This is a genomic window from Musicola paradisiaca NCPPB 2511 (genome assembly GCF_000400505.1).
GTDB lineage: Bacteria > Pseudomonadota > Gammaproteobacteria > Enterobacterales > Enterobacteriaceae > Musicola > Musicola paradisiaca.
Genome location: NZ_CM001857.1, coordinates 3269836 through 3296513, shown reverse-complemented (window position 1 = coordinate 3296513; position 26678 = coordinate 3269836). Strand labels below are relative to the sequence as shown.

Annotated in this window: 28 protein-coding genes, 2 tRNA genes, 1 rRNA gene, 3 pseudogenes and 1 other annotated feature; of the genes and pseudogenes, 14 read left to right on the top strand and 20 right to left on the bottom strand. The window is 53.1% G+C overall.

Annotated elements, in window-relative coordinates:
- The first annotated feature begins 102 nt into the window (after nucleotides 1-102).
- Nucleotides 103-184: a sequence feature (23S ribosomal RNA rRNA prediction is too short), on the top strand.
- A gap of 99 nt (nucleotides 185-283) precedes the next feature.
- Nucleotides 284-399: ribosomal RNA gene (rrf, locus tag DPA2511_RS14640) — 5S ribosomal RNA — on the top strand.
- 67 nt (nucleotides 400-466) lie between these two features.
- A tRNA-Asp gene (locus tag DPA2511_RS14635) sits at nucleotides 467-543 on the top strand.
- 163 nt (nucleotides 544-706) lie between these two features.
- Here DPA2511_RS14635 and DPA2511_RS22930 read toward each other — a convergent pair.
- Nucleotides 707-877 (bottom strand): annotated as a pseudogene (locus DPA2511_RS22930) (integrase core domain-containing protein); the annotation flags it as partial.
- Nucleotides 878-934: 57 nt separating this feature from the next.
- Here DPA2511_RS22930 and DPA2511_RS23220 point away from each other — a divergent pair.
- The 3 genes and pseudogenes from DPA2511_RS23220 to DPA2511_RS22925 all read left to right on the top strand — a co-directional run.
- Nucleotides 935-2120 (top strand): annotated as a pseudogene (locus DPA2511_RS23220) (IS3 family transposase).
- Nucleotides 2121-2281: 161 nt separating this feature from the next.
- On the top strand, nucleotides 2282-3070 hold the full coding sequence (locus DPA2511_RS14620; RefSeq protein WP_023638414.1) for an endonuclease/exonuclease/phosphatase family protein: 789 nt from the start codon (nucleotides 2282-2284) through the stop codon (nucleotides 3068-3070).
- A gap of 71 nt (nucleotides 3071-3141) precedes the next feature.
- A pseudogene (locus tag DPA2511_RS22925) lies at nucleotides 3142-3485 on the top strand (transposase); the annotation flags it as partial.
- 311 nt (nucleotides 3486-3796) lie between these two features.
- Here the strand turns inward: DPA2511_RS22925 and mltD are convergent.
- Together mltD and gloB are read right to left on the bottom strand one after the other, a co-directional pair.
- A complete protein-coding gene (mltD, locus tag DPA2511_RS14615; RefSeq protein ID WP_015854524.1) occupies nucleotides 3797-5191 on the bottom strand; it encodes a murein transglycosylase D in 1395 nt (464 codons plus the stop codon).
- Nucleotides 5192-5261: 70 nt separating this feature from the next.
- Nucleotides 5262-6014, bottom strand: coding sequence for a hydroxyacylglutathione hydrolase (gene gloB, locus DPA2511_RS14610; RefSeq protein WP_015854523.1), 753 nt, complete (start codon nucleotides 6012-6014; stop codon nucleotides 5262-5264).
- A gap of 42 nt (nucleotides 6015-6056) precedes the next feature.
- Between gloB and DPA2511_RS14605 the strand changes: the two genes are divergently transcribed.
- Nucleotides 6057-6776: a class I SAM-dependent methyltransferase gene (locus DPA2511_RS14605; protein WP_015854522.1), complete on the top strand. Its 720-nt coding sequence runs from the start codon at nucleotides 6057-6059 to the stop codon at nucleotides 6774-6776.
- Here DPA2511_RS14605 and rnhA read toward each other — a convergent pair.
- Nucleotides 6773-7237 (bottom strand): ribonuclease HI, encoded by a 465-nt coding sequence (rnhA, locus tag DPA2511_RS14600; protein WP_015854521.1) that lies wholly within the window; start codon nucleotides 7235-7237, stop codon nucleotides 6773-6775. The genes DPA2511_RS14605 and rnhA overlap by 4 nt on opposite strands.
- Nucleotides 7238-7294: 57 nt before the next feature.
- Here rnhA and dnaQ point away from each other — a divergent pair, with 57 nt between their 5' ends.
- Together dnaQ and DPA2511_RS14590 are read left to right on the top strand one after the other, a co-directional pair.
- Nucleotides 7295-8029 (top strand): DNA polymerase III subunit epsilon, encoded by a 735-nt coding sequence (gene dnaQ / locus DPA2511_RS14595; RefSeq protein WP_015854520.1) that lies wholly within the window; start codon nucleotides 7295-7297, stop codon nucleotides 8027-8029.
- 127 nt (nucleotides 8030-8156) lie between these two features.
- Nucleotides 8157-8233: transfer RNA gene (locus tag DPA2511_RS14590), tRNA-Asp, on the top strand.
- A 162-nt stretch (nucleotides 8234-8395) separates the two neighbouring features.
- Here the strand turns inward: DPA2511_RS14590 and speD are convergent.
- The 3 genes from speD to DPA2511_RS14575 form a co-directional block, all read right to left on the bottom strand.
- Entirely contained in the window at nucleotides 8396-9190 is a 795-nt protein-coding gene (gene speD, locus DPA2511_RS14585) for an adenosylmethionine decarboxylase (RefSeq protein WP_015854519.1), read from the bottom strand.
- 30 nt (nucleotides 9191-9220) lie between these two features.
- Entirely contained in the window at nucleotides 9221-10084 is an 864-nt protein-coding gene (gene speE / locus DPA2511_RS14580) for a polyamine aminopropyltransferase (protein WP_015854518.1), read from the bottom strand.
- Between the two features lie 108 nt (nucleotides 10085-10192).
- Nucleotides 10193-10540 carry a YacC family pilotin-like protein gene (locus tag DPA2511_RS14575; RefSeq protein WP_015854517.1) on the bottom strand — a complete coding sequence of 116 codons (348 nt, stop codon included), beginning with the start codon at nucleotides 10538-10540 and terminating at the stop codon, nucleotides 10193-10195.
- Between the two features lie 240 nt (nucleotides 10541-10780).
- On the opposite strand from DPA2511_RS14575, the gene DPA2511_RS14570 reads away from it, so the two are divergent.
- The gene (locus DPA2511_RS14570) at nucleotides 10781-12388 is read left to right on the top strand and encodes an ABC transporter permease (RefSeq protein ID WP_023638413.1); all 1608 of its coding nucleotides are present in this window, start codon (nucleotides 10781-10783) and stop codon (nucleotides 12386-12388) included.
- 7 nt (nucleotides 12389-12395) lie between these two features.
- The gene (locus DPA2511_RS14565; protein ID WP_015854515.1) at nucleotides 12396-13460 is read left to right on the top strand and encodes an ABC transporter ATP-binding protein; all 1065 of its coding nucleotides are present in this window, start codon (nucleotides 12396-12398) and stop codon (nucleotides 13458-13460) included.
- Nucleotides 13461-13471: 11 nt separating this feature from the next.
- Here the strand turns inward: DPA2511_RS14565 and DPA2511_RS14560 are convergent, their stop codons facing one another.
- The 3 genes from DPA2511_RS14560 to DPA2511_RS14550 all read right to left on the bottom strand — a co-directional run bounded on the left by DPA2511_RS14560 (nucleotide 13472) and on the right by DPA2511_RS14550 (nucleotide 14833).
- Entirely contained in the window at nucleotides 13472-13861 is a 390-nt protein-coding gene (locus DPA2511_RS14560) for a DUF6515 family protein (RefSeq protein ID WP_015854514.1), read from the bottom strand.
- 48 nt (nucleotides 13862-13909) lie between these two features.
- Nucleotides 13910-14236, bottom strand: coding sequence for a hypothetical protein (locus DPA2511_RS14555; RefSeq protein WP_015854513.1), 327 nt, complete (start codon nucleotides 14234-14236; stop codon nucleotides 13910-13912).
- Between the two features lie 159 nt (nucleotides 14237-14395).
- A complete protein-coding gene (locus DPA2511_RS14550) occupies nucleotides 14396-14833 on the bottom strand; it encodes a GNAT family N-acetyltransferase (RefSeq protein ID WP_015854512.1) in 438 nt (145 codons plus the stop codon).
- Nucleotides 14834-14980: 147 nt separating this feature from the next.
- On the opposite strand from DPA2511_RS14550, the gene hpt reads away from it, so the two are divergent.
- The gene (gene hpt, locus DPA2511_RS14545; RefSeq protein ID WP_023638412.1) at nucleotides 14981-15511 is read left to right on the top strand and encodes a hypoxanthine phosphoribosyltransferase; all 531 of its coding nucleotides are present in this window, start codon (nucleotides 14981-14983) and stop codon (nucleotides 15509-15511) included.
- A gap of 69 nt (nucleotides 15512-15580) precedes the next feature.
- Here hpt and can read toward each other — a convergent pair whose 3' ends face one another.
- Nucleotides 15581-16219 (bottom strand): carbonate dehydratase, encoded by a 639-nt coding sequence (gene can / locus DPA2511_RS14540; protein ID WP_015854510.1) that lies wholly within the window; start codon nucleotides 16217-16219, stop codon nucleotides 15581-15583.
- Between the two features lie 126 nt (nucleotides 16220-16345).
- Between can and DPA2511_RS14535 the strand changes: the two genes are divergently transcribed.
- On the top strand, nucleotides 16346-17266 hold the full coding sequence (locus DPA2511_RS14535; protein ID WP_015854509.1) for an ABC transporter ATP-binding protein: 921 nt from the start codon (nucleotides 16346-16348) through the stop codon (nucleotides 17264-17266).
- Entirely contained in the window at nucleotides 17263-18033 is a 771-nt protein-coding gene (locus DPA2511_RS14530; protein ID WP_015854508.1) for an ABC transporter permease, read from the top strand. The genes DPA2511_RS14535 and DPA2511_RS14530 overlap by 4 nt, the downstream gene beginning before the upstream one ends.
- Before the next feature lie 150 nt (nucleotides 18034-18183).
- Here DPA2511_RS14530 and panD read toward each other — a convergent pair whose 3' ends face one another.
- The 9 genes from panD to thpR form a co-directional block, all read right to left on the bottom strand.
- A complete protein-coding gene (gene panD, locus DPA2511_RS14525) occupies nucleotides 18184-18564 on the bottom strand; it encodes an aspartate 1-decarboxylase (protein WP_015854507.1) in 381 nt (126 codons plus the stop codon).
- A gap of 26 nt (nucleotides 18565-18590) precedes the next feature.
- Nucleotides 18591-19445, bottom strand: coding sequence for a pantoate--beta-alanine ligase (gene panC / locus DPA2511_RS14520; RefSeq protein WP_015854506.1), 855 nt, complete (start codon nucleotides 19443-19445; stop codon nucleotides 18591-18593).
- Between the two features lie 15 nt (nucleotides 19446-19460).
- On the bottom strand, nucleotides 19461-20255 hold the full coding sequence (gene panB, locus DPA2511_RS14515; protein WP_015854505.1) for a 3-methyl-2-oxobutanoate hydroxymethyltransferase: 795 nt from the start codon (nucleotides 20253-20255) through the stop codon (nucleotides 19461-19463).
- A 105-nt stretch (nucleotides 20256-20360) separates the two neighbouring features.
- Nucleotides 20361-20855 carry a 2-amino-4-hydroxy-6-hydroxymethyldihydropteridine diphosphokinase gene (gene folK, locus DPA2511_RS14510; protein ID WP_015854504.1) on the bottom strand — a complete coding sequence of 165 codons (495 nt, stop codon included), beginning with the start codon at nucleotides 20853-20855 and terminating at the stop codon, nucleotides 20361-20363.
- Entirely contained in the window at nucleotides 20855-22261 is a 1407-nt protein-coding gene (gene pcnB / locus DPA2511_RS14505; protein WP_071597706.1) for a polynucleotide adenylyltransferase PcnB, read from the bottom strand. Before pcnB ends, folK begins: the two co-directional genes overlap by 1 nt.
- A 67-nt stretch (nucleotides 22262-22328) precedes the next feature.
- Nucleotides 22329-23237 (bottom strand): tRNA glutamyl-Q(34) synthetase GluQRS, encoded by a 909-nt coding sequence (gluQRS, locus tag DPA2511_RS14500; RefSeq protein ID WP_015854502.1) that lies wholly within the window; start codon nucleotides 23235-23237, stop codon nucleotides 22329-22331.
- Nucleotides 23238-23333: 96 nt separating this feature from the next.
- Nucleotides 23334-23789, bottom strand: a complete 456-nt coding sequence (gene dksA / locus DPA2511_RS14495) for an RNA polymerase-binding protein DksA (RefSeq protein ID WP_015854501.1) — start codon at nucleotides 23787-23789, stop codon at nucleotides 23334-23336.
- A gap of 164 nt (nucleotides 23790-23953) precedes the next feature.
- A complete protein-coding gene (sfsA, locus tag DPA2511_RS14490) occupies nucleotides 23954-24673 on the bottom strand; it encodes a DNA/RNA nuclease SfsA (RefSeq protein ID WP_015854500.1) in 720 nt (239 codons plus the stop codon).
- An 11-nt stretch (nucleotides 24674-24684) separates the two neighbouring features.
- Nucleotides 24685-25215 (bottom strand): RNA 2',3'-cyclic phosphodiesterase, encoded by a 531-nt coding sequence (thpR, locus tag DPA2511_RS14485; protein ID WP_015854499.1) that lies wholly within the window; start codon nucleotides 25213-25215, stop codon nucleotides 24685-24687.
- Between the two features lie 89 nt (nucleotides 25216-25304).
- On the opposite strand from thpR, the gene hrpB reads away from it, so the two are divergent.
- Nucleotides 25305-26678, top strand: a 1374-nt coding sequence (hrpB, locus tag DPA2511_RS23990) for an ATP-dependent helicase HrpB (protein ID WP_226376603.1), incomplete at its 3' end; no start/stop codon positions are given.

Here is a 26678-nt window from a genome sequence, read left to right as displayed (position 1 = left end):
TGGCATTGCCCGGTAGCTACGTGCGGAAGAGATAAGTGCTGAAAGCATCTAAGCACGAAACTTGCCCCGAGATGAGTTCTCCCTTGGACTTTGAGTCCACAGAAAGGGCGTTCGAGACGAGGACGTTGATAGGCTGGGTGTGTAAGCGCAGCGATGCGTTGAGCTAACCAGTACTAATGACCTGAGAGGCTTAACCTTACAACACCGAAGGTGTTTTGGAGAGAGAGTAGCTTGTTCCGGATAGCGTTGACTGGCTGGTAGGCGAGTTGACGGACAGAATATGCCTGGCGGCGATAGCGCGGTGGTTCCACCTGACCCCATGCCGAACTCAGAAGTGAAACGCCGTAGCGCCGATGGTAGTGTGGGGTCTCCCCATGTGAGAGTAGGGAACTGCCAGGCATCAAATTGTGGTGTAAGTAAGACACCGGTTATCGGATTGACTCCTCTGATAACAGACAGAATCGGTGGTGCGGTAGTTCAGTCGGTTAGAATACCGGCCTGTCACGCCGGGGGTCGCGGGTTCGAGTCCCGTCCGCACCGCCACTTTTTCAAGCCCTGGGGATCATTCCTAGGGCTTTTTGCTGTCGTTCCAAAATCAGCACCTCATGATGTGGTGACTTTTGCTGAGAGGTTCTAGTCTGAAGAAGACTTATGCTGTAAAAACACCCGCTTTAGTTCCACTCACTTTTTTGAGATTTCTGGTTTTTCAGTCTTCAAGTATCAGGTTATTTAGTGATTCATAAGGTCGTTCGCTGTTATATTCTGTCAGCCAGCGCTCGGTGATCTCCCGTGTTTCAGTTCTGAACAGATAAAAATCCAGAGTTTCTGTTCTGTATGTCCGGTTAAAACTTTCGATAAAGGCATTCTGTACTGGTTTGGACTGACCCCACACCGGTAGACGATCCTGCCCTATAGTTTGCATAGGGGGGAGTATATGGGCACACCACGATTTACACCGGAATTTAAAGAAGAAACCGTCCGTCAAATCACGGAGTGCGGCCATTCCGTTGCCGAAGTTTCCGATCATCTGGGCGTTTCTGCGCACAGTCTTTACAAGTGGCTGCAGGCCATCAAACCCGATAACAGCGAACGACATGCCAGGGATTTACTTTTACTGGAAGCCAAAAGTGAGAGCCTGAAGCTCAGGGCGCAGCTGAAACGTACTGAAGAAGAACGGGATATCCTGAAAAAGGCCGTGCGGTACTTGGCAAGGGAGCCCGACTGAAGTAGCGCTTTATCAATGAACACCGTGCTGTATAGGGTGTCATGACAATGTGTCGGGTTCTGAATGTCGCCAGGGCCGGATTCTATGCGTGGCTGCATAATCCGGTCTCTGTACGTGATAAAGACAATCAATGCCTGCTGACGCTCATCCGAGACTCATATGCACTGAGTGGTGGCGTGTATGGTTATCGTCGGGTTCATGGTGATCTGAGCGAAATCGGTGAAACCTGCGGTAAAAATCGTGTAGGTCGCATTATGCAACTGAACCGGATCAAAGTGGTGCGTGGCTATAAAGCACCACGCCGCATCGCAGGCCGTCCTTCAGTGGTAGCGCCCAATCGTGTGCATCGGGAATTGACCGTGATAAAGCTCAATCAGGTCTGAGTGACCGATATCACCTACATCCGTACCTGGCAGTCGTCATCGATCTCTTCGCCCAGAATATGGTGGGCTGGTCAATGAAACCCACTCTCTCACGCGAACTGGCGCTGGATGCGCTCATGATGGCCGTGTGGCGACGAAAACCGGACGGCGAGGTTATCGTGCATTTGGACCAGGGCAGTCAGTACGGCAGCGACGACTGGCAACGCTTCTGCCGGGCCAATAACCTGGCTCCGAGTATGAGCCGATGTGGCAACTGCTGGGATAATGCGGTGGCCGAATCGTTCTTCAGTTCGCTGAAAAAAGAGCGCGTCAGAAAACGGATTTACAAAACCCGCGATCTGACCCGCGCTGATATATTCGATTACATTGTAGTGTTCTACAACCGGGCCCGGCGCCACAATCACCTGGGCGGCGTCAGTCCGGAGGCCTTCGAAAAGGCCTCGTCGTGGGGACAGAATATGTCTACTGTTGTGGGGGCAGTACTAAAATCTTTATATCGAGCGCGTATCTAAAGGCTAAATTGAACGTTTCAATCGTTGTTTTGTTGGTATTCGGCGCAATATTTAATGTAATCAACGAGAGGGGTTTATTCTTGCTAATGGATTGAAAGCCAGGAGCAAAGCTTCTATAACAAGGTTTGTTACTACATGATTACAGCAAGTACGGGCGAAATGTGCGCAGTAAAACTTATGCAATGAGATACGTGGCGGGACAGCCCGCAAAACGTATTTTTCCTCCAGCGCGGCAATACCACTCAGAGCATATTGCTCCTGCAGGGGGGTTATTGCGAAAAGAAGAGATTTTACAAGTTGTTGTTTGGAATATATTTAAGCAGCAACGCATTAATTGGCTGTCTGTGTTAAAACGATTTGGACACAGCGCGCAACTGATGTTGTTGCAAGAGGCTCAATCCACTCCCGAACTCATTCGATTCGCCACTACGCACTATTTATCTGCTGATCAGGTTCCAGCATTTAGTCTTCCTCAGCATTCTTCTGGTGTTATGACGCTATCGGCTGTTCAGCCTATGTATTGCTTTCCTATGCGGGAACGTGAACCATTGATTCGATTGGCAAAATCGGCCTTGGTGACAGCATACCATCTCCATGATGGCCGGTTATTGATGGTGGTGAATATTCATGCGATCAATTTTAGCCTTGGTGTGGAGATTTATACCAAGCAGTTGGATGCCGTAGGGGTACAGCTCCTAAACCATCATGGACCAGTAATTATGGCTGGGGACTTCAATGCATGGAGTCAACCGAGACTAAACGCACTCTATCGCTTTGTTGAGCGAATGCAGCTGGTTGAGGTCATGTTTGCTGACGATCATAGACGAAGAGCCTTTGGGCGTCCCTTGGATTTTATCTTTTATCGCGAGTTGGATGTTTCGCGATCTTCAGTGCTAGTGACTGATGCATCGGATCATAACCCCCTGTTGGTTGAGTTTGGCGTATCTTGAATCTGATTGATGGACAGCTCTCATCGTGGTGTAGACGATCCTGCCCTATAGTTTGAGCATAGGAGGAACGTATGGGTACATCACGATTTACACCGGAATTTAAAGAAGAAGCCGTCCGTCAAATCACGGAATGCGGTTATTCTGTGCCGAAATTTTCGACCGTCTGGGCGTTTCTGCACACAACCTCTACAAGTTACAGGCTACCAAACCCGCTAACAACGAGCAGCAGTCCTGTTTTACTGGCAACTAAAAATGAGATCCTGAAGCTCCGGGTGCAGTTGAAACGCACTGAAGAAGAGCGGGATATTCTGAAAAAAGCCGCACGCTACCTTTGTCAGGGGGCCTGTCTATCAATGAGCACTGTTCTGTATGGAGTGTCATGACGGTGAGTCGGGTACTGAATGTCGCCCAGGCCTGGGGCAGTGACCTGCTCCCCAATGATTAACTTCACCAAAGTGCCTTTCCATAACATTCAGCACTAAGGGAGGTAGCGGTCAATGCGAGGGAGACACTGACAAGAGTAACAGCCCTATCAAGCAAAGTGTTTCTGCGAGATTGATAAGTGTACTCAGGGATCGCGGCCGTTGAGTGTTGGCAGGTTTGATAAACAGGAATAGCGACGTGGGCTTACTTTTTTAGAAAAACACTAAGTAGTTCACATTCGCTACGCCTGTCTTTATTTACGAAGGGCAGCAGACAACTCTACGCTTATGTCTACAGAATTTATCATGATTCTGGAGACTGCTTATCGGTAACGAACAGCGTTAATCTATCGCCTGGCTGGATATTGGCATTCTTATTGATCACCGAATTCCAGCGCATTACATCTGTGGTGTTCACACCATGGCGCTTCGCTATGCTTGCCAGTGAGTCACCCTTCTGGACACGATAGACTATCGAGCTCTGTTTACTGCTGGACAATTTGACGGTTGCAGATGATGCACTAACTTGTGCTATCTGCAGGTTTTGTCCTATTTTCAGTGAGTTACCCTTAAGACGGTTCCATTTTTGCAAATCCTGTGTACTAACTTTCATACGTTTGGCAATACTGGATAACGTGTCGCCAGAACGAACCTTATATGTTGTACTGAGGCTTGCTTGCGCCATCTTCACGGGTTGCACTGCCACAGCTATATCACCGTCAGCCAAAGAGTCTTTCAACTGAGCAACGTGTGATTTTGGCACCATTATGTAATGAGGACCATTGGGCGCCGTCATATCACGTTTGTAACCGGTATTATAGCTTTTTAGCTTGCTGACGGATAAACCCGCAAGCTCTGCCGCCTGAGTCAATTCCATTTGCTGACCCAGCTCAACCCGTGCTAAAGCCCGATTTTCATTGGGCTTCGGTAACTCAACACCATACTTCTTGCTGTGTTTGAGAATTTCACTCAGTGCCAGCATTTTGGGTACATACGTGGACGTTTCATAAGGCAAAGCAAGTGCCCAATAATTTACGGGGCGCCCCTTGGCCTTACTGGCTTTAACCGCCTGCATGATCCGCCCTTCTCCTGCATTATAGGCAGCGACAGTTAACAACCAGTCACCATCAAACATGCGGTTAAGACGTTGCATCATATCAAGCGCTACAGTCGTGGATGCCACCACGTCTCTGCGTCCGTCGTACCATTGATTCTGTTTCAAACCATAATTACGCCCTGTATGCGGGACTATCTGCCATAAGCCGACGGCATTGGCAGATGATCTGGCATTTGGGTCAAAAGCGCTCTCCACTATGGGTAGCAGTACCAGTTCCATCGGCATCTTACGTTGTTTAATCTGCTCGACTATCCAGTACATGTACGGCTCTGCCCGTAATGTTACATCGTGGAGATAGCTCTTATTTTTTAAATAACGCGCTTTTTGCTCGCGGATCCGGGCGTTATCCGGAACCTCCATCTTCAGCTCGTCGCCAATGAAGTTCCACAAATCTCGCTGCGCGAGGCTGTTATCATCCAGCCAGCGTGCATCTGTCTCTCGACCATTTGTGTACATTCTTGCTTCACTTTGACCTGCCGAAGACAGACTCTGTGCATGTTGTCTGGGTTGGGAAGTATCGTAAGGCGATACTTGGCAACCCGTTAACAAGACTGAGGCGATGAGGGTCGCTTTAGTCTTCATATATATGTCAATAGTTGCTTAAAAGACACGCAATCATACTTTGATTGGCTGTCCGGCACAACAAAAAACGTCAGAATTGGTTTTTCATTGTGCGTAAATGCGCAAAAATTTGCCAATCCGTATTAGTATCCATGTTATTTGAAAATTTTCTTTTTAAATCAATATCATTACATCTTAAAAAAATATTTATTCTACGTTCTACTCCTAATCTGGAAGGCAGGGATGGTGATCCTTTCTCTCGTAATTGTCTGATTTTGAGTAAATAATCGCGAATGTCAGTCTCTTCTGGCCAGATATGATGTGCGAACTCAAGATTGGACTGTGTGTATTCATGAGCACAGCAAACCAGTGTTTCATCTGGTAGCTGCGCTAATCTACTGACTGACCCCCACATCTGCTCCGGCGTTCCTTCAAAAATGCGTCCACAGCCAGCAGAAAATAATGTGTCACCGCAGAACAAATATGGGGCGCTATAATACGCGAGATGTCCCGCCGTGTGCCCCGGAACGGAAAAAACAGAGAATTCCGAGCCTAACAGCAGTATGACGCCACCTTCGTGTACGATTTGCGTTGCCCCCTTCTGTCGGGTTTCTTCCGGGCCATAAACCGGTATGGAAGCAAAGCGCTCTTTTAGTGCAGTCACGCCTCCCGTGTGGTCATTGTGATGATGAGTTAATAGAATTGCGGCAGGATTTAGCTGGCGTTTCTCGATGGCCGACAACACTGGAGATGCATCGCCGGGATCAACGATGACACATTGATTCTCATGCTCCAGTAGCCATATGTAGTTATCCGTAAAAGCGGGAACACTGATAAGATTCATACTGCATCCTCGTTTCGATTTATCTGGGGAAGATACTAGAACATGAAACCAGCACAAACATCACAGAAGATAGCGGCGCCAGAATCATGGGAGAAGATTCCCTGGGGGAATTTGTATAAAGAAACGCTGAATACAGCGCTATCCCCTTGGTGGTCAAGGATTTTTGGTTTTCATTTATTGAAAGTTGGTGCGCTGAGCATAGAAATTGACAGTGAGGAATGTACTATCCCTCATCAAGTCAATATGTGCCCGGCTCTTGGCCGAGCGCATGTTGTCGCTGATCCTTATCAACTGCCTTTCGCCGAGAAATCTATTGATGCCTGCCTGTTGGCGCATACGCTGTCATATTCCGCCGATCCTCACCGAGTGTTGCGAGAAATTGATCGCGTGTTGATTAGCGATGGTTGGCTTATTATCAGCGGCTTCAATCCGATTAGCCTGGTCGGCATGGGGAAGTTGTTGCCCGGAGTCCGGCGGCGGCAGCCTTATTGCAGCAGAATGTTCAGCCAGATGCGGGTAATAGACTGGCTGAGTCTGCTGAATTATGAAGTGGTACACCATGACAGCCTGCATGTATTGCCCTGGCGTCATCAGGAACGTGGCGTCTGGCGGAATCATTTGCCTTTGCTTGGATGCATCAATGTGCTGATCGCGCGGAAGCGAACAATTCCACTGACGATTACCCCCTCTAAAACCTTGTTTAGAAAATCACCATTACGTCGTCCTTTGGGCGCGACGAAGAGCTACTACCAGAGTCATTAATCGGGTTGATACCCAGTGTCTTCCTGCGTGGGATTGTTTGCCGCCTGTTTGGCCAGCACATCGCATCGCTCGTTTTCCGGGTGGCCAGAATGTCCTTTAATCCATTTCCAGTGCAAATGATGACGCTGAACTGCGGTATCCAATCGTTGCCATAAATCGGCATTTTTGACCGGTTTCTTCTCCGTAGTTTTCCAGCCGCGTTTTTTCCAGTTATGAATCCACTGAGTGATGCCTTGCCGGACATATTGGCTATCGGTGCTGAGCGTGACTTCACATTCGGTTGTTAACGTTTCCAAGGCTGCAATGGCGGCCATCAGTTCCATGCGGTTGTTGGTTGTCAGACGGTACCCTCCACTGAGGGTTTTTTCATGCTGTTTATAGCGTAACAGCGCACCATAACCGCCAGGGCCGGGGTTTCCGAGACAGGATCCGTCAGTGAAAATTTCAACCTGCTTGAGCATCTCTGGTAGACTCTTGTTCATAAGATCAAAAGCCCAAGTCTGACATAAACGAAACCGATGAGCACTGTAATTACGAGACAAGTCGTCCTTGATACCGAAACCACCGGCATGAACCGGCTGGGGGTTCATTATGAAGGCCACCGTATTATTGAAATTGGTGCGGTGGAAGTCATCAACCGTCGGTTAACGGGACGCCACTACCATGTATATCTTAAGCCGGATCGGCTGGTAGATCCTGAGGCGTTTCAGATTCATGGCATCAGTGACGAGTTTTTGATTGATCGGCCAGCCTATGCCGATATTGTCGATGAATTTATTGAGTTTATCCGTGGTGCGGAACTGGTCATCCATAATGCATCGTTTGATATCGGTTTTATGGATTACGAATTCCGTATGTTGAATCGGGATATCCCGAAGACCGAAACATTTTGCAAGATTACGGATAGCTTGGCGATGGCGCGCCGGTTGTTCCCCGGAAAACGTAATAACCTGGATGTGTTGTGTACACGCTATCAGATAGACAATAGCAAGCGAACTCTGCATGGAGCATTGCTTGACGCTGAAATTCTGGCGGAAGTTTATCTGGCGATGACCGGCGGTCAAACGTCTCTGGCATTTTCCAGCGACAGCGAAGGAACACAACAGGCGGTGGTGGCGGAAGCGATACAGCGTATTGCCCGCCCAGCCTCGGCGTTGAAGGTCATTCATGCCAATGATGATGAATTGATGGCGCATGAGCAGCGTCTCGATCTGGTGATGAAGAAAGGCGGCAGTTGTTTGTGGCGGAATTGATCGCAGTGACGGGCAATAACTCGCCATTGCGACGAAATTGTAAACAAATAGAAGCGGTTAGTGATAAAAAACATTGACGGTTTCTGCCGCGCGCAATAATATCCCTCCCGCTCTATGAGCACAGCGCGGTGCGGTAGTTCAGTCGGTTAGAATACCGGCCTGTCACGCCGGGGGTCGCGGGTTCGAGTCCCGTCCGCACCGCCAATCATTCAGAAGCCCTGGATCTTACTCGTCCGGGGCTTCGTCTTTTTGTCCTGTGATCAATACCCGTTTTCAGCGATTCCGTTTTTCTTGTTTCGCACCCTGATGTCCGCTGGCGAAATCGGAAAAGAACGGGGATCGGCGTCCCCGATGTCCTTCAGGCCGTCAAACGATGGGAATATTTCTGCCGTAATAAATCTCCTGCATCTCGCGATACAACAGATTTGTAATGCGCTTACGCTCTTCCTGGCGGAGTTCTTCCGGACTGACGTTAAACAGATAATGTTTGAGATCAAAATCCTTCAGCAACATTTTGGTGTGAAAGATGTTTTCCTGGTAAACATTCACGTCCATCAGGTGATACAGGGATTTCATATCTTCAGACATGAAGTTCTGAATAGAATTGATTTTATGGTCAATGAAATGTTTCACGCCGTTGATATCGCGTGTGAAGCCCCGAACACGGTAGTCGATGGTCACAATATCTGACTCAAGCTGATGGATCAGGTAGTTGAGCGCTTTTAGCGGGGAGATAACGCCACAGGTGGAGACTTCGATATCAGCGCGGAACGTACACAGGCCCCCTTCAGGGTGGCTTTCCGGGTAGGTGTGTACGCAGATGTGGCTTTTATCAAGATGAGCGACGACGGAGTTTGGCAACGGGCCAGGATGCTCCGATGTATCCACATCCCGCGGATCGACCGGTTCTTCACTGACCAGAATGGTGACGCTGGCGCCCTGGGGCTCATAGTCTTGCCGGGCGATATTGAGGATATTGGCGCCGATGATAGAGCAGGTTTCGGTCAGAATTTCTGTCAAACGATTGGCGTTGTACTGCTCGTCGATATAGGCGATATAGCCATCGCGATCGGCGGGCGTTTTGGCATAACAGATATCGTAGATACAAAAACTCAGGCTTTTGGTCAGATTGTTAAAGCCATGCAGTTTCAGCTTTTGCAATTTAATTCACCCCCTTATGAATTCAGGAGATCAGCGGGCGGCTGACAACGCATTCAGTAAATACTGCGGCAGAGCAAAACTGCCGACGTGAACGGCCGGATTATAATAGCGGCATACAATCCCGGAGGCGGCAAAACGCTGTTGCAGTGTTTCCAGCGAGAGTGTACGCAATAGAGGGTTATCGCTGGCCCAGGCAAACGTCATGATTCCGCCGTAATAGGTGGGGATTGCGGCCTGATAAAAGCTGACATCGCTGAAATAATGACTCAGCTTCTGGTGGCTGTTGACGGCTTCATCCTGTTGCAGAAAGCAAACGCCGTTCTGGGCAACAAAGATGCCACCATCATTCAGACAGCGCGCGCATCCTTGATAGAAATCAGAAGTGAACAGGCTTTCTCCCGGGCCTATTGGGTCGGTGCAATCGGATATAATGACGTCAAATTTTTCCTGGCAGGCGTTAACGAAATCAACACCATCGGCAATGACCAGGCGGAACCGGGGGTCGTCATAGGCACCGGCATTATGATTGGGCAGATGTTGGCGACAGAATGCGACGACGCCAGCGTCTATTTCTACCATGGTGATCTGCTCAATATCGCGATGGCGACAGACTTCCCGCAGCATACCGCCGTCGCCGCCACCGATGATCAGCACACGCTTCGCGTCGCCGTGTGCCAGCAGTGGGACATGGGTTAGCATTTCGTGATAGATGAATTCATCCCGCTCGGTGGTCTGTACCACGCCATCCAGCGCCATTACCCGGCCCAGTGCGGCATTTTCAAAAATGATTAAATCCTGATGGTCGGTCTTTTCGTGGTAAAGAACCTGATCTATTGAAAAATACTGACCGAAGTTGGCATGTAGCGTTTCATACCATATTTCTTTCCGGGACATGTCAGGGCTTCCTCCGCGATAACAGCCATGAAAAATGGCGCGCCATGATAGCTAACTCTCATGGCGCTTGCACGGTCATATTTCACGCAATACGGAGGATTTTATCTTTTACTGGGCGCTGGAAAGCAGATTGAGCGAGTTTCGAGCCAGCGACTGGCATTTTTTCGGTGTGGATATGGCGATTCCGCTCAGATCCCGATAACTGGCTTCGCCCAAGGCAATCATGTCGTACTGATTATAGTTACTGAGATCCCAGTGGTTTTGTTGGGCGAAAACAACCAGCGCACGGCGAATCTGTTCGTTGGGCAAATCCTTGTAGCCGCAGCTGTTTTTCAGATAGACAAAAATTGCCGTAAGGTCGGCAAGGTCTTCTGCTTCGAACTCATTCAGCGCCTTACTGGCGGAAGAGAAGCCCATTAAACCGATCAGAAGCAGCACCAGTGCAGAATTTTTCATGATTAGACCTGTTTATCTGTCATCGGATGACGTTAACACAGTTAGTGTCTGGTATTCCAAGCATTATTGCCATCTGAACGGTGCGGGCGGGGGGCATGAAATGTGATGGACGGCTACCGGCAGGGGGAAGGAACGGCAATGGCATGATTACAACATATTTATTGTTTTTTGATGTTATGTTGCCCTCCTTCTGCTTTGATATTAATAGTGTAATCCGAATTCTATTGCAGCCTATCTCTCATGACATCAGGTATCTGGCGCGTAAGTAGTAGTGTATTGGCCTGCATGCTGTTGTTCCCTATGGGAACGGTAGCCGTACTGGCATGGTTTATTCCTGTCGATACGATGGGAATATTGTGGCGTTTGTTTCCGGCTTATGGCCTGAATTCGGTGTTGTTGGCGTTGGGTTGCATGGTATTTAGCCTGCTGTTCGCCTTGCCGTTATCGTGGGGGATGGCCAGGTATCGGTTTATCGGCCAGCGCTGGCTGCATCGTGGGTTGCTGTTGCCGTTGGCGATGCCGGCATACCTGTTAGCTGCCATTTATAGCGGCGTACTTGGGTATGACGGCCCGGTCAGCTATATCCTGCAGGCGTTAAAGTTTGACGTCGACATGCCGCCGTTGACGGTATGGCAGCATTTTTCACCCATCATCAGAAGCAGCCTGTGTCTGGCGCTGGTACTGTTTCCCTCTCTTTATTTGTTGGTGCGAACCGCTCTGATGACGCAACATCCGAATCTGCATCAGACGGCGCAACTGATGCATCACTCACCGGTGCGGATTTTCTGGCGTATTTCGTTGCCTTTATGTCGCCCCGCCATGCTGCTGGGCATGGTACTGGTGGCGTCAGAGTCTCTGGGCGATTATGGCGTCTCGGCGTATTTTTCTTTGCAAACGCTGACAACGGCAGGTTTGGATCTCTGGCGGGATAAAGAGCAACATGCGGCTGCGGCTGCCATATCGGCGATATTGTTGCCGGCGATTCTGGCGTTATGGTTGCTGGCGCAATACAGCCGTACCCGACAGTTGCGTTACCAAATGAATGATCGCGTTAAAACCGCGTCACTGCCCGAGCTGAGCGGATGGCGGCGATGTGGGCTGATGATTCTGGGGTGGGGTTTGGTCGGCATCGCTTTTATCATCCCGGTTTTCTGCCTGCTTTATTGGTCAGTGAGGGCGGAAGTGCAAACTTGGAACCTGTCGTTCCTGTTGGCATTCACCAATAGCGCCATGGCTTCAACCTGTTCAACGTTGGCGATGATGGCGTTGGCGCTGTTGTGCATCTTCGATGCACAGTCGATTGGCAATATCGCGCATCGTAATCCGCTGCGTTTGCTCAGTATCAATCGTCTGATACCGGGCACGGTACTGGGAATGGGGGTATTGGTTCCTTTTCTGGGGCTGGATCTCTGGCTGTCACCTTCTCGCTCGGCCGGGGAGTCACTATGGGCTGGGTCGATTTTGGTGCTCATTATCGCTTACTGCATGCGCTTTAGCGGGTTACTTATCGATCGTTTGCAGCTACGTATGCGGCATATCCCGAGTGCGGTGAATGACATCAGCCGTTCCATGGGATACACCCCGGCTCAGCGCGTGTGGTGGGTCTACTTACCTCAAGTGCGGTATAGCCTGATTGTCGGGGTCTTGCTGGTTTTTTGCGAAGGCCTACGCGAGTTGAATATTGCTCTATTGATGCAACCCTTCAATGTAGAGACCATGGCGGCCTATGTGTTTCGTTTTATCATGGATGAACGTCTGGATCTGGTGGCCTCTCCGGCACTGATGGTAGTCGGCATTGGTATTCTTCCGCTGTTGGGGTTGATCCGTTTGGTGATGATGGAGGAGTAGAAACGTTATGGCGACACCCGATGTGTTGACGGTTACGTCATTGAACTGCTGTTATCCTAACGTCCCGGTGCTGGACAACATAAGCTTCTCCGTCCGGGAAGGTGAGATGGTCTGTCTGTTGGGGGCCAGTGGCGAGGGGAAAACAACGCTGCTGAAATCCATTGCCGGGTTGCTGGCATTCGAACAAGGCCGTATCACGATCGCCAATCAGAACGTGGGCGATCCGGCGGGGGGGGCTCTCGCGCCCAATTCGGTCGGTATGATTTTTCAGGACGACGTGCTGTTTCCCCACCTGACTGTGATGGAAAATATTACGTTTGGTCTGCGCGATAAATCCACTGACGAAATAAAGGCGATCACCGAAGACGTGGCGGCATTGATGCGTTTAGCGGCGTTTACCCGCTGTTACCCGCATGAATTGTCGAAAGGCCAGCATCAACGGGTGGCGATCGCCCGTACATTGGCGTGCCAGCCCAAACTGTTGCTGTTGGATGAACCGTTTTCCAACATCGATAGCCAGATACGTTATCAGTTGCTCAGCGAGTTGCGTAAGATACTGAAACAGCGCCAGATTGCAGCGTTATTCGCCACATCAGATCGCGAAGATGCCTTTACCTTCGCCGATCATTTGATACTGATACATGACGGCGGCATTGTGCAGCAGGGCGTGTCGGCCGCGCTCTATTACCGGCCGGTGAGCCGTTATGTGGCTGATTTTTTGGGCAACAGTAACTATCTTCCGGTGCGAATCACCGGCGATCGTTATTGGCAGAGCTTTCTGGGGGATCATCAGTCGCTGAGGTCTCTGAATCTGCCGTTGGGGGGCTACGACTGGCTGGTGAGGCCGCAGGAGATTGCGTTGGCGCTGGATGCCGAAAGCTCGGCAATTGTTGTCGATCGGCTATTCATGGGCAACAGCAACGTTTATCACGTCCGGGTCAACGATATGGAGTTGCAAGTACAAACAGGAAACTGGTTTGAGCCTGGACAGCAGGTCCGGCTCAGTATCCGTACTGATCAACCCGTATTTTTCCCACAGATAGTGGTGGACACACAGGTTCCGCAGACATAAAGGCGGCAGGCCTAGAGCCCCGCGGGTTTGGGCACTTCAAAATATTCGCCGTTGATGGTGCGTTTGTAATACCTTCCTTGCTTGACGTAGAAACGTTCCCCGTTGACATCGACGACCGATGCGCCGCTGGGCGCGTTGACTGCCGCTTGCGGCGGGGCGTCGACGACGACATAGCGATTGTCATCCCGGCGGTAGAACATGCCGTTCAGCACATAATAAGTGATACCTGCGATCAACACAGTTTCCGCGCCTGGGGGCAATTGATAGAGAAAACCGCCAACGGGAGGCCGATGAGTCAGTGCATCGCCGAATCCGGGGCCGAATGGCATCGGCCCTGGCGGCGCGGCCAATGTCGGCAGGCTCAGCGTCACCAGTATCAACATGGTGGCAGCATTTTTCATACAGAGTTTCCAGTGGTCATCAGTTGTCAGGAAGGCCGTGCATCAGGATTACTTGCCGGCGTTATTTTTGGGCTGCTCGGGTTGTGGCGGCAATTCCCGTATGCTGATGCTGACTTCATACAGTTTGCCGTTGCCGGCAGGGACGTTGGCGCTCAGTTTGCCAACGGCTTGCACCGGATCCGTTGTTTGCAGCGATGCATGATATAGGGCGGGCATCGGCGGCATGAACGCCGGCGGCGGTGGCAAGGCCCCAGCCTGACCGAAAGCCGGCGCATCGGCCAGTTCCGGATGGGCGGAAGCGCCGGGGACGGCGGCAAGCAGGGAAAGACAGGTAATGAATGTTGCGGTACCGCAGATCTTGGTTAACGTTTTCATACTGCACCTCGCATTTAGGTTGTTTGGTCAGGCATATGAAAACCCTTGTACTGCGCCGGCGCAACGCGATTTACCGACATTTATGCCGTGATAACGAAATCCTGACTGTCTTGTAAAAATAGTGTTGTTATCACTGCAATTAGTGTGGTGGGCGGCCGGTTATTCCTGCGGACTATCGAACACTGTCATGTCGGCGACCCAGGCGCTGTGGTGCGCGCTGAAACCGATTTTCGGGTAGTAGTCGACAGCTTGCGGCGCGGCGAGCAGGATGATCTTACACATCGGTTTTAATTGTCGGGCAGTGTGCTGGATAAGCTGTTTGCCGATGCCTTGATGTTGAAACGCTTCGTCGACCGCCAGGTCGGACAGATAACAGCAAAAGTGGTAATCCGTTACGCTACGCGCGATGCCGACCAGCAGCGCCTGGCTCCAGGCCGTCACCAGAATATCGCCTTCGGTCAACATCCCGGCCAGCACTTCCCGGTTGTCGAGCGGACGGCGCGGGCCCAGTGTGGTGCGGGAGAGCAGGTCGATAAACTGATCGACATTGATGGGCTCATTGATTTTGTAACTGATTTTGGAAGACTGGGCGCTCATGTCAGATCCTGTTATGTGTGGGGGCGATTCGGCTTTCTGCTATACTGCGCGCTCAGGTCTTTAGGCCCAAACTGGCTGCGTGTCTGCCTCGGAGCACGATCGGCGCGGCTGATACCGAATACTTTTTTTCAATGAGTTGTCAGTATGATGAAACATACGGTGGAAGTCATGATTTCCGAACAGGAGATCAAGGCTCGGGTCGCTGAACTGGGTCGCCAAATCAGCGAGCATTATCAAAACAGCGGTAGCGATATGGTGCTGGTGGGGCTTTTGCGCGGTTCGTTTATTTTTATGTCTGATCTTTGCCGCGCGATTACTGTCTCTCATGAAGTGGATTTCATGACGGCTTCCAGTTATGGCAGCGGTATGAGCACCACCCGCGATGTAAAGATCCTCAAGGATTTGGATGAGGATATCCGGGGCAAAGACGTGTTGATCGTCGAAGATATCATCGACTCCGGCAACACCCTCAGCAAGGTGCGTGAAATCCTGCAATTGCGCGCGCCTAAATCATTGGCTATCTGTACGCTGCTGGATAAACCATCGCGTCGTGAAGTGGCCGTGACCGTGGAGTGGGTCGGTTTCTCCATTCCGGACGAATTTGTCGTGGGTTACGGTATCGACTATGCCCAGCATTACCGCCATTTGCCCTATGTCGGCAAAGTCGTGCCGCAGTAAGTTGAAAAAACGACCAGGCGGGTAGGGGATGGATGACGCGCCCATTCTGATGGGCGCGCAAATGTGAACTCAGAGGGCGGATATGGCCCGACGGTAGCCTTGCTCCAGCATTTCCCGGCTGGTGGCGGTGACTTCCAGATCCCGCAGACGACCATCCTGGATGCCGTAAACCCAACCATGAATGGCGACTTTCTGCCCACGCTTCCAAGCGGACTGCATGATGGTAGAGTGCCCCAGGTTGTACACCTGTTCCACTACGTTGATTTCACAGAGTTTGTTAAAGCGCTCTTCCGGCGGAAGCTCCCCCAGCAGGGAACTGTGCTTGTACCACAAGTCACGGATATGCAGCAGCCAGTTATTGATCAGCCCCAGTTCGGGGTTTTCCACCGCCGCCTGAACACCTCCGCAACCATGATGACCGCAGATGATGATATGTTCCACTTCCAGAACTTCCACGGCATACTGCACCACCGACAGACAATTCAAATCAGTATGAATGACCAGGTTGGCGACATTGCGGTGGACGAACAATTCTCCGGGCTCAAGACTGGTGAGGCTTTCTGCGGGGACGCGGCTGTCCGAACACCCGATCCACAGGAATCGCGGACGTTGGGCCAGAGCCAGCCGTTCAAAATAACCAGGATCTTCTTTCACTATTGTTTCGGACCATTGCTGGTTGTTGGCGATGAGTGTTTCTATCGTTTTCATGAAAGTAAATGACCTGTAACAGCAAATTGCGGTGCAGGCTAATATAGAGCAATCAGTATCGTTTGAAAATCGAAAACTGGGCCGGCGGCAAGTGGTCCACTCACTGAAAAATAAGGCATGTTCTTTATGACATACGCACTGGAACTGGGGAATGTCACCAAGATTTATGCAGGTGGCGTTCAGGCGTTGCGGGGGATCGATCTGCACGTCGAAGCCGGGGATTTTTATGCGTTGCTGGGGCCGAACGGCGCGGGTAAATCGACGACCATCGGCATCATCAGCTCTCTGGTCAATAAAAGCGCCGGCCGGGTACAGGTATTTGGTTACGACATTGATAAAGATATCGTCAACGCCAAACGACAGTTGGGGTTGGTACCGCAGGAGTTCAACTTCAATCCGTTCGAAACGGTGTTGCAGATCGTGGTCAACCAGGCGGGTTATTACGGCGTTCCCCGGCATGAGGCGTTGCAACGGGCGGAGACCTATCTATCGCAGCTCGATCTGTGGGGAAAACGTCATGATCGGGCGCGCATGCTATCCGGCGGGATGAAGCGGCGTTTGATGATTGCCCGTGCATTGATGCACAGCCCGCGCTTGTTGATCCTTGATGAGCCGACCGCCGGCGTAGATATCGAATTGCGGCGCTCCATGTGGGGATTTCTCAAAGAGCTGAACAGCCAGGGTACGACGATCATCCTGACTACGCACTATCTGGAGGAAGCGGAGATGCTGTGTCGCAACATCGGCATTATCCAGAACGGCCTGCTGGTGGAAAACACCTCCATGAAACAACTACTGGGCAAGTTGCAGTCGGAAACGTTCATCTTTGATCTGGCGTCCAAAAGCGCTTTGCCGCATCTGGAGGGGTATCGTTTCCGTCTGACGGATACCTCGACGCTGGAGGTCGATGTCATGCGGGAGCAGGGCTTGAACGGTATTTTCAGCCAATTGAGCGCACAGGGAATTCAGGTTCTCAGCATGCGTAATAAGGCTAATCGCCTGGAGGAACTGTTCGTGGCGCTGGTGAACAACGGAGGTAAGGCATGATGCGATTATTCTGGGTAGCATTACAGAGTATCTGGATCAAGGAAGTCACCCGGTTCGCGCGTATCTGGGTTCAAACGCTGGTGCCGCCGGTGATTACCATGTCGCTCTATTTCATCATTTTCGGCAACCTGATCGGCAATCGTATCGGCGACATGAACGGGTTTACCTACATGCAGTTTATCGTGCCCGGCCTTATCATGATGTCGGTGATTACCAATTCCTACGCCAATGTGGCGTCGTCATTTTTCAGTGCCAAGTTCCAGCGCAATATCGAGGAGTTGCTGGTCGCGCCGGTGCCGACCCATATCATTATCATCGGTTATGTCGGCGGCGGTATGGCGCGCGGCATCTGCGTCGGGATCCTGGTAACTATGGTGTCGCTGTTTTTTGTTCCTTTGCAGGTGCATGCCTGGTGGATGGTGATAGTGACCTTGTTGCTGACGGCGCTGCTGTTTTCGCTGGCTGGGCTGCTGAACGCCATCTTTGCCAAGACCTTTGACGATATCAGCCTGATTCCGACGTTTGTTCTGACGCCGCTGACCTATCTCGGCGGTGTGTTCTATTCCCTGGCATTGCTATCGCCATTCTGGCAATTAGTGTCGAAATTGAACCCCATCGTGTACATGATCAGCGGATTTCGCTTCGGCTTTCTGGGGATCCACGATGTACCGCTGTCCCTGACATTGCTGGTGCTGGCGGCGTTTATTCTGGCGTTTTACGGTCTGGCCTGGTGGTTGATAGAGCGAGGACGCGGTTTGCGTAGCTGATGGTACGGCGGTAGCGATGAAATGAAAGAGGCGGTGATTTTCACCGCCTCTTTCATTGTCAGCGGTAAACCCCCTTCTGGGGAGGTGGTGATTGTTGGTAAACCTTAAACGCGCTCTTTGCAGGAGATCATCATTATGCTTGGCGGCGCGTCAGGCGATCTGCACCGGGATGGCCTTGGCGGTGCGCTCCAGCTGGTTGTTCTCACCGAAATACGCCACCTTGGGATGATGACCGCGGGCTTGTTCATCCGGCATTTGCACGTAGGAACAGATGATCAGCTTGTCGCCAACGCACGCGCAGCGTGCCGCCGCACCGTTAACCGAAATAATGCGTGAACCGCGTTCAGCGGCGATGGCATATGTGGAGAAACGGTGGCCGTTGTCCACGTTGTAAATATCGATGGCTTCATATTCGAGAATGCCGGCGGCATCCATGAAATCCTGATCAATGGCGCAGGAGCCTTCATAATGCAAATCCGCCTGGGTGACTCTTACCCGGTGCAACTTGCCTTGCAGCATGGTTCGTATCATCGGTCTGTCTCTCTGAGAGTGAAAATTCAGGTGGTTAGATCCACTTGCTGGTTATCAATCAAGCGTGCTTTACCCAGCCAGGCCGCCATCAGTACCACTGCCCGGGTGCTTTCTGTGTTCAGCGGCTGAAGAGTATCGGCGTCGCGAATAAACAGTTCATCCGGTGTGAATCCCGCATCACGCAGCGCGTGTGCTGCCTGAGCCAACAGGTCGTCAATCTGCCGGTCGCCGTTGGCCAACTGTTCCACGATATCGCCCATGATGCGGGGGAGATGTGGTGCGCGTTGGCGCTCCTCTGCGGTGAGGTAGCCATTGCGGGAACTGAGCGCCAGCCCGTCCTGGTCTCGCACCGTCGGTACGCCGACGATACTGATGTCGTAGCCCATATCGGCCACCAGTTGGCGGATCAGCGTCAGTTGCTGGTAGTCCTTTTCACCAAAGCAAGCCACGTCCGGCTGCACCAGATTGAACAGCTTGCTGACGACGGTAGCGACGCCGCGGAAATGGCCGGGACGGCTTGCGCCTTCCAGCATCTGGGACAGGCCCGGCACTTCCACAAATGTTTGTTGCTGCAAGCCGTTGGGGTAAATCACGTCCGGCGACGGCGCGAAAACCAGATCCACATTATTGCGGGTCAGCTTTTCGCAGTCTTCCTGTAAGGTTCGGGGGTAGCGGGCGAGATCGTCGGCCCGCTCAAATTGCATGGGGTTGACGAAAATACTGACAACGACAACATCAGCCCGGGCGCGGGCTTCGTTCACCAGTTTGATATGACCTTCATGCAGATTGCCCATGGTGGGAACCAGTGCAATCCGCTTACCGTCCTGACGCCACCGGCGGATCTCGCGGCGCAGCAGGATCGGGGTTTCAATAATCAGCACTCTGTTTCTCCTGTATTAGCGGAAAGCGTATTGCTCGCTAGGGAAGGATCCCTGCTCGACTTCCTGGATATAGAGGCGGATGGCCGAGCGAATGTCGTGTGTTTCCGCCAGAAAATTGCGGGCGAATTTCGGGGTCTGGGCGCCGGTGATGCCGAGCGCATCGTGCATGACCAGTATCTGGCCGTCGGTGGCATTGCCGGCGCCGATACCGATAACCGGAATATCCAACGCTGCGGTCACACGTTGCGCCAGCGACGCGGGCACACATTCCAGCACCATCAGTTGCGCGCCTGCTTTTTCCAGCGCCAGTGCGTCGGCCATTAATTGATTGGCGGCCGTTTCATCCCGCCCCTGTACTTTGTAACCGCCGAAGATGTTGACTGATTGCGGCGTCAATCCCAGGTGTCCGCAAACCGGCACCGCACGTTCGGTCAGCATACTGACGGTCGGCGCCAGCCAACTGCCGCCTTCCACTTTCACCATATTGGCCCCGGCGCGCATCAGTTCTCCAGCGTGCAGACAGGCTTGTTCCGGCGTAGCGCAACTCATGAACGGTAAATCGGAGAGCAACAGGCAATGGGGGGCGCCGCGTCGAACGCAGCGGGTGTGGTAAACCATATCGTCGATCGTGACCGGGAGCGTGGAATCGTGCCCCTGCACGGTCATGCCGAGCGAATCTCCCACCAGCATGACCTGAATGCCCTGCTCAAAGAACAGGCGGGCGAAACCAGCGTCATAAGCGGTGAGAGTGGCGAATTTCTTGTTATCCAGTTTCCACTGGCGCAGGTGGGAAATGGTCGTTGCTTTCATGGTGGTTGTCCCGAATCAACGTCAAGGTAATCAATAAGGAGGAATCATTCTAATGGATGCGGGAGAGGAGGGGTAGTGCTCTATTTCTCATTGAAAAATAAAGAGTTACTCTGTTTTTGTGTCCCAGGCGGTCAACCCGTTGCGCGGAACCAGACGCAACCGCTCGCTAAGACGTTCACCATCAGGGAAAACCAGATCAGGCGCCAGTTCCGCCAGGGGATAAAGCATAAACTCACGATTTTTCATGTCGTAATGCGGCACTGTCAGGCGCTCGGTCTGAATAATCTGTTCGCCGAACAGCAGAATATCCAGGTCGAGCGTGCGTGGTCCCCAACGACTTTCTTTGCGAACCCGCCCTTGTTGCTGCTCGATACGTTGGGTATGGTCCAGCAAGGCTTCCGGTGCCAGACCTGTGTCCAGTTCCGCCACCGCATTCAGGTAATCAGGTTGATCTTGCGGCCCCAGCGGGCGGCTGCGATAAAACGACGAGCAGCGCACCAACCGGGTTTCCGCAATCGCCCCCAACGCCTGCAGGGCGGATTCCACCTGGTGTAGCGGCTGGGCAAGGTTACTGCCCAGCGCCAGATAGACGCGGGTCATCAGGATCGCTCACGGCGGCCGGGCGCCGGACGTTTGCGCGGACGGCGGGAGCGGCGATGTGGCGTCGGGCCGTCATCCAGCGTGCTCAGCATGGACTGTTGGCGATGAGGCGGCGCGACCTGAAATTCGCCCCACCATTCCGACAGACGCAGCAATTCCTGATTATGCTCGATCTCGGCACGCAGGCTGAGCAGGTCATACGCGGCGCGGAATTTGGGGTGTTCCATCAGTTTGAAGGCGCGTTTTCCCTGACGGCGCGACAGGCGTAGTTGTAACTGCCAGATATCGCGGATAAGCGAGGTGATTCGTTTGGGGATCGCCAAAGAACGACACTGTTCATCCAGCACGTCATTCATTGCCAGTGCAAAGGCCTCGAAATAGGCGAGGCCGCTTTCTTGCGTCAGTTTCTGCGCGTGTTCCACCAGTGGGTACCAGAGCATGGCGGAGAATAAAAATGCCGGGTTGACGCGCATGTCGTTCTGGATGCGCTGGTCGGTATTTTTCAGCACCTGGACAAGCATGCGTTCCATTGTGCTTTCGCCGTTCGCCGTGAGATCGCGGCTGAGCAACGGGAATAGCGGCTGGAACAGCTGGTATTCGCACAGCAACTGATACGTGGGATAACCGTACCCCGCCTGTAACAGTTTCAACGCTTCTTCGAACAGGCGTGCGGGCGGGATATCGTGCAGCAGCGAGGATAGACGCGGAATCGGCTCAGCAGTTTCCGGGCTGATCTTCATGCCGAGCTTGGCGGCAAAACGCACCGCGCGTAGCATCCGTACCGGATCTTCCCGATAACGGGTTTCCGGATCGCCCAGCAAACGAATAATGCCCTGACGAAGATCGTTCACGCCGTTGGTATAGTCGCGAACGGTAAAGTCCGCGATGCTGTAATAGAGGCTGTTGATGGAGAAATCGCGGCGTTGAGCATCTTCTTCAATGGTACCGAAGATGTTGTCACGCAACAGCATACCGTTTTGATCCTGCTGTGATGCGTTCTTCACCTGCTGTTCCTGATGCTGTTCATGGTGGCCGCGAAACGTCGCCACCTCAATCACTTCAGGGCCGAACATCACATGCGCCAGACGGAAACGGCGACCAACCAACCGACAGTTGCGGAACAGTTTGCGCACCTGCTCTGGGGTGGCATTCGTGGTGATATCGAAGTCTTTCGGCTTCTTGCCTAACAGCAGATCGCGCACGCCGCCGCCCACCAGGTAGGCTTCATAGCCGGCCTTGTTCAGCCGATAGAGGACTTTCAGCGCGTTTTCGCTGATGTCGCTGCGTGAAATCGGGTGCTGATCGCGGGGGATCACCATCAGCGCTTGGCTTGGTATTTCCTCCGCCATGGGGCTGTTTTCACGATTGAGTACTTTGCGGCAAAAATTCGCTACCCGGGTAAAGATAATACACCTCGATAATGGTTCAGAAATTAACGGCACAACAAAAATAGCGGCTAATCATAGCTCACACTCAGCCCTTTGAGAATGCTGATGTTATTCCCGGCGGTGAGATGGCAAGGTCGACGGGAATGGTTTTAAGCGCCCAGTTCTGCACGGCCTGGTGCAACAGTTCCGGCAGCGAAAGCGCCTGCCAAGGCGCGGTCAAAGGCTGGTTAAGGAATGCCAAGGCCTGTGCCAGCACCGGTCGCGGATCACCATCGGGCAATGCGGGCGCATGATTCTGCTTGGACAGTTTGTTGCCTTCGGCATTGAGCGCCAGCGGCAAATGAATGTAGGACGGCGCACGCCAGCCCAACTGTTGGTATAAGGATAACTGACGAACGGTTGGTTCAATCAGGTCCGCGCCGCGCACGATCTCCGTGACGCCCTGATCGTGATCGTCTACAACGACCACCAGATTGTAGGCAAACAGGCCGTCACGACGATGGATGATAAAGTCTTCTGCGGCCAGCATGGGGTCTGCCTCTATACGACCTCGCAGCCTATCATCAAAGCACAGCACCGGGCGTTCCTGACGTAGCCGCAGGGCGGTATGGTACGGAGGCTGCGCCAAATCCCGACAGTGGCCGTCATAGAAGCCGCCGAGCTGTTGGATGCGTTGCCGGGTACAGGTGCAATGATAGCTTTTACTCTGACGTTGCAAATCCGCCAGCACTTCCCGATAACGGTCGTGACGCTGGGACTGATAGAGCACGTCGCCATCCCACTGCAAACCATAGTGTTCCAACTGGCGCAGGATCCGGCTGGCGGCGCCGGGGATTTCTCGCGGCGGATCGATATCTTCAATGCGCACCAGCCAATGCCCCCTGCAGGCGCGTGCCTGCAGGTAGCTGCCAAGAGCAGCAATCAACGAACCGAAGTGTAAGTCGCCAGACGGGGAAGGCGCGAAGCGTCCGACGTAAAGAGGAGATTCAGGCATACGAATGCGGGCGTATCATGTCAGTAAAATCCAGCATCCGCGGTAAGCGACAGGATGAAATCAGGCGGGAAGGTTATAGGCTCCCGCCTGATTGAATCAACCCGCCATTTGCTTTTCGCGGATTTCGGCCAGCGTTTTACAGTCGATACAAAGATCGGCAGTCGGGCGGGCTTCCAGACGGCGGATACCGATTTCCACGCCGCAGGATTCGCAATAACCAAACTCGTTGTCTTCGATTTTCTGCAGCGTTTTGGCAATTTTTTTGATCAGTTTGCGTTCGCGATCGCGATTACGCAGTTCGAGACTGAATTCCTCTTCCTGCGCGGCACGATCCACCGGATCAGGGAAGTTGGCGGCTTCATCTTGCATATGCGATACGGTGCGATCCACTTCGTCCCTGAGTTGGTTGCGCCATGCTTCAAGAATACGCTTGAAATGAGCCAATTGAGCGTCGTTCATGTATTCTTCGCCCGGCTTCTCCTGGTATGGCTCCACTCCGGCAATTGCGAGAATGCTCAGAGAGGATGTCTTACGGTTTTGCCCTTCTTGCATGTTGCTTCTCCTACATAACACGACACGCAGTATCGATCCCCGGGGGGAAAACAGGCCGCTATAAATAACAGATGGTGGTTGGGTTGGCAATCATTCCTAACACCGGCCTGACAAAGTGTGAGGAGTTCCGTGTTCCCACCGATAATACCTGACATGTGGTGGAATTAGCTTACCCTTGTCACGTTATTGAAAGGTAACAACTCTCCCGGGTTGATGCCATCGGGGGAAAGATGGGTACCGTAACACAGTATTTCAACCCCCCGTTGCTGCGATTGCAGCAATAATTCGGCGTAATGTCGGTCGATATGCTGTGCGGGCGCCACGCTCCGGATACCGGAGTGCAATACCGCAAACAACAACACCGCCCGTTTCCCTTGGATGACAACCTGTTGCAGTTCGCGCAAATGCTTTTGCCCCCTGAGCGTCACCGCATCGGGAAAGTAACCACATCCATGTTGCAATAATGTGACGGATTTTACTTCAATATAGCAGTCGATCCTGCCGGGTGCCTGCAACAGCACGTCTATTCGGCTGTTTTCCTCGCCGTAGCGCACTTCTGTTCTGAGCTCAGTATAGTCGGCGAGCGTCGGAATAAGTCGGGCCCGTAGCATTTCTTGTACCAACACATTGGCACGTAACGTATTGACGCAAATCCAGTCTCCCTGCGCCGTTTCCGTCAACTCCCAGGTATGCGGATATTTGCGTTTAGGATTATCGGAGGTGGAGTACCAGACGGTATCTCCCGGCGTCGCGCATCCGGTCATGGCGCCGGTATTGGGGCAGTGCAGCGTCAACGTATCCCCGGCGGGGGTTATCACATCCGCCAGAAAACGTTTGTAACGCTTTATCAGGGTGGCGGCTTGCAGGCGTGGGGAAAATTCCATGGGTAGTGGACTCAGGATGTTAACGGCCAGTGGGCTCGCGGATGATAACGTATCCGGCCTTCTTCCTGGCGGGATTCATACAGCGTGAACTGTTGTATCGGTAGCGTCCACCTGAAAGTTGCCGCAGGCAGGGCGACCGGTCGTGTGGCTGCGCGTAACAGGGTAATGTGCGGATGAAACGGTTGCGGGCTTTGATAACAGCCGTTGCGCGCGGCCTGAGAACGCAACAATTCAGCCAGTTGCAGCAGGCCGCGCGGCGCGTGCCGGCATCCCAGCCATACCACACCCGGCCGGGGCCAGTGCCCGGCGTCGTCCAGTGTCAGCGTAAAACCGGGCTGGTGAATACGGCCGGCCAACGTCTGCAGTTGCTGTGCCTTACGTTCGCTGACCTCGCCCAGAAACGCCAGCGTCAGATGCAGGTTGGCGGCGGCTACCGGTCTACCGGCCTGTAACGGGAATGACTGTGCTCGCCAGCGAATAATCTGCTGGCTTGTCTCTTCCGGCAGTGACAAGGCGAAAAACAGACGATGGGTCGTGTTCATGTCGGGATCTCTGTTCCGCGGGGTTCCGATGCTACAATGCCTGCCGCATAAAGTTAAGGCGTTGTCCCGTCGTGATTATGGAGCATGTTGTGAATTTACCCCCCGTCAGTGCGGTGCTGGATGACGTCGTTCAATCGCTGCGTTCTGCGCCGCAGGTACTGCTGCACGCGCCGACCGGCGCAGGAAAATCGACCTGGTTGCCGCTGCAACTGCTGCTGAAGGGCGGTTTTCCCGGTCGTATCGTGATGCTGGAGCCGCGGCGGCTGGCGGCGAAAAGCGTGGCTTGGCGGCTGGCGGAGCAACTGGGGGAAGCGCCCGGTCGCACCGTGGGATATCGCATGCGCGCGGAAAGCCGCATTAGCGAGCAGACGCGCCTGGAGGTGGTAACGGAAGGCATTCTGACGCGCATGCTACAGCGGGATCCGGCGCTGGAGGGCGTATCGCTGGTCATCCTGGATGAGTTTCATGAACGCAGCCTACAGGCGGATCTGGCGCTGGCGCTGTTGCTGGATGTACAGGCAGGGTTACGTGACGATCTGCGTCTGCTGATTATGTCCGCCACGTTGGATAACGATCGCCTCTCTTCTTTATTACCGCAGGCGCGAGCGGTGACATCAGCGGGCCGTTCCTGGCCGGTGACTCGGCAATATCACGCAATGGGGTCGCAAGAGCGGCTGGAGGACGCGCTGTCACGGTTGATTTTACGGCTGTTGCAGCAGGAAACCGGATCGCAACTGGTGTTTCTGCCCGGCGTCGGGGAGATAAAGCGCCTGCAGGCTCTGTTGGAAGAAAACGTGCCGGAGGAGATTGCGATCTGCCCGTTGTACGGCGCACTTACGCTGGCTGAGCAGCAAAAGGCGATCCTGCCGGCAGAGCCCGGCCGGCGCAAAGTCGTGCTGGCGACCAATATCGCTGAAACCAGTCTGACGATTGAAGGGATCCGGGTGGTTGTGGATAGCGGTCTGGAGCGCGTGGCGCTGTTTGACGTTAAAACCGGGCTGACCCGGTTGGTCACACAGCGTATCAGTCAGGCCTCCATGACGCAGCGCGCCGGCCGTGCCGGTCGCCTGGAGCCCGGCGTGTGCTGGCATCTGTTTGCCCGGGAGCAGGCGGAGCGAGCGGCGGCGCAAAGCGAACCTGAAATCCTGCACAGCGATCTGTCCGGTTTCTGGCTGGAGTTGCTGCAATGGGGATGTGCGGACGTCGGGCAATTGACCTGGTTGGATACTCCGCCGACGCCTGCCTTGCTGGCGGCGCAGCAGTTGTTGCGAGTGCTGGCGATTTGCGATCCCGGGCAGCGCTTGACACCGGATGGCAGGCAAATGGCGGCGCTGGGGTGCGATCCCCGTCTGGCGGCGATGTTGCACTATGCCGGCGACAATGACGATGCGCTGGCGACGGCCGCGTTGCTGGCTGCGATAATCGAGGAGCCGCCCCGCAGCGGCTCGCCGTCGCTGTCCGAC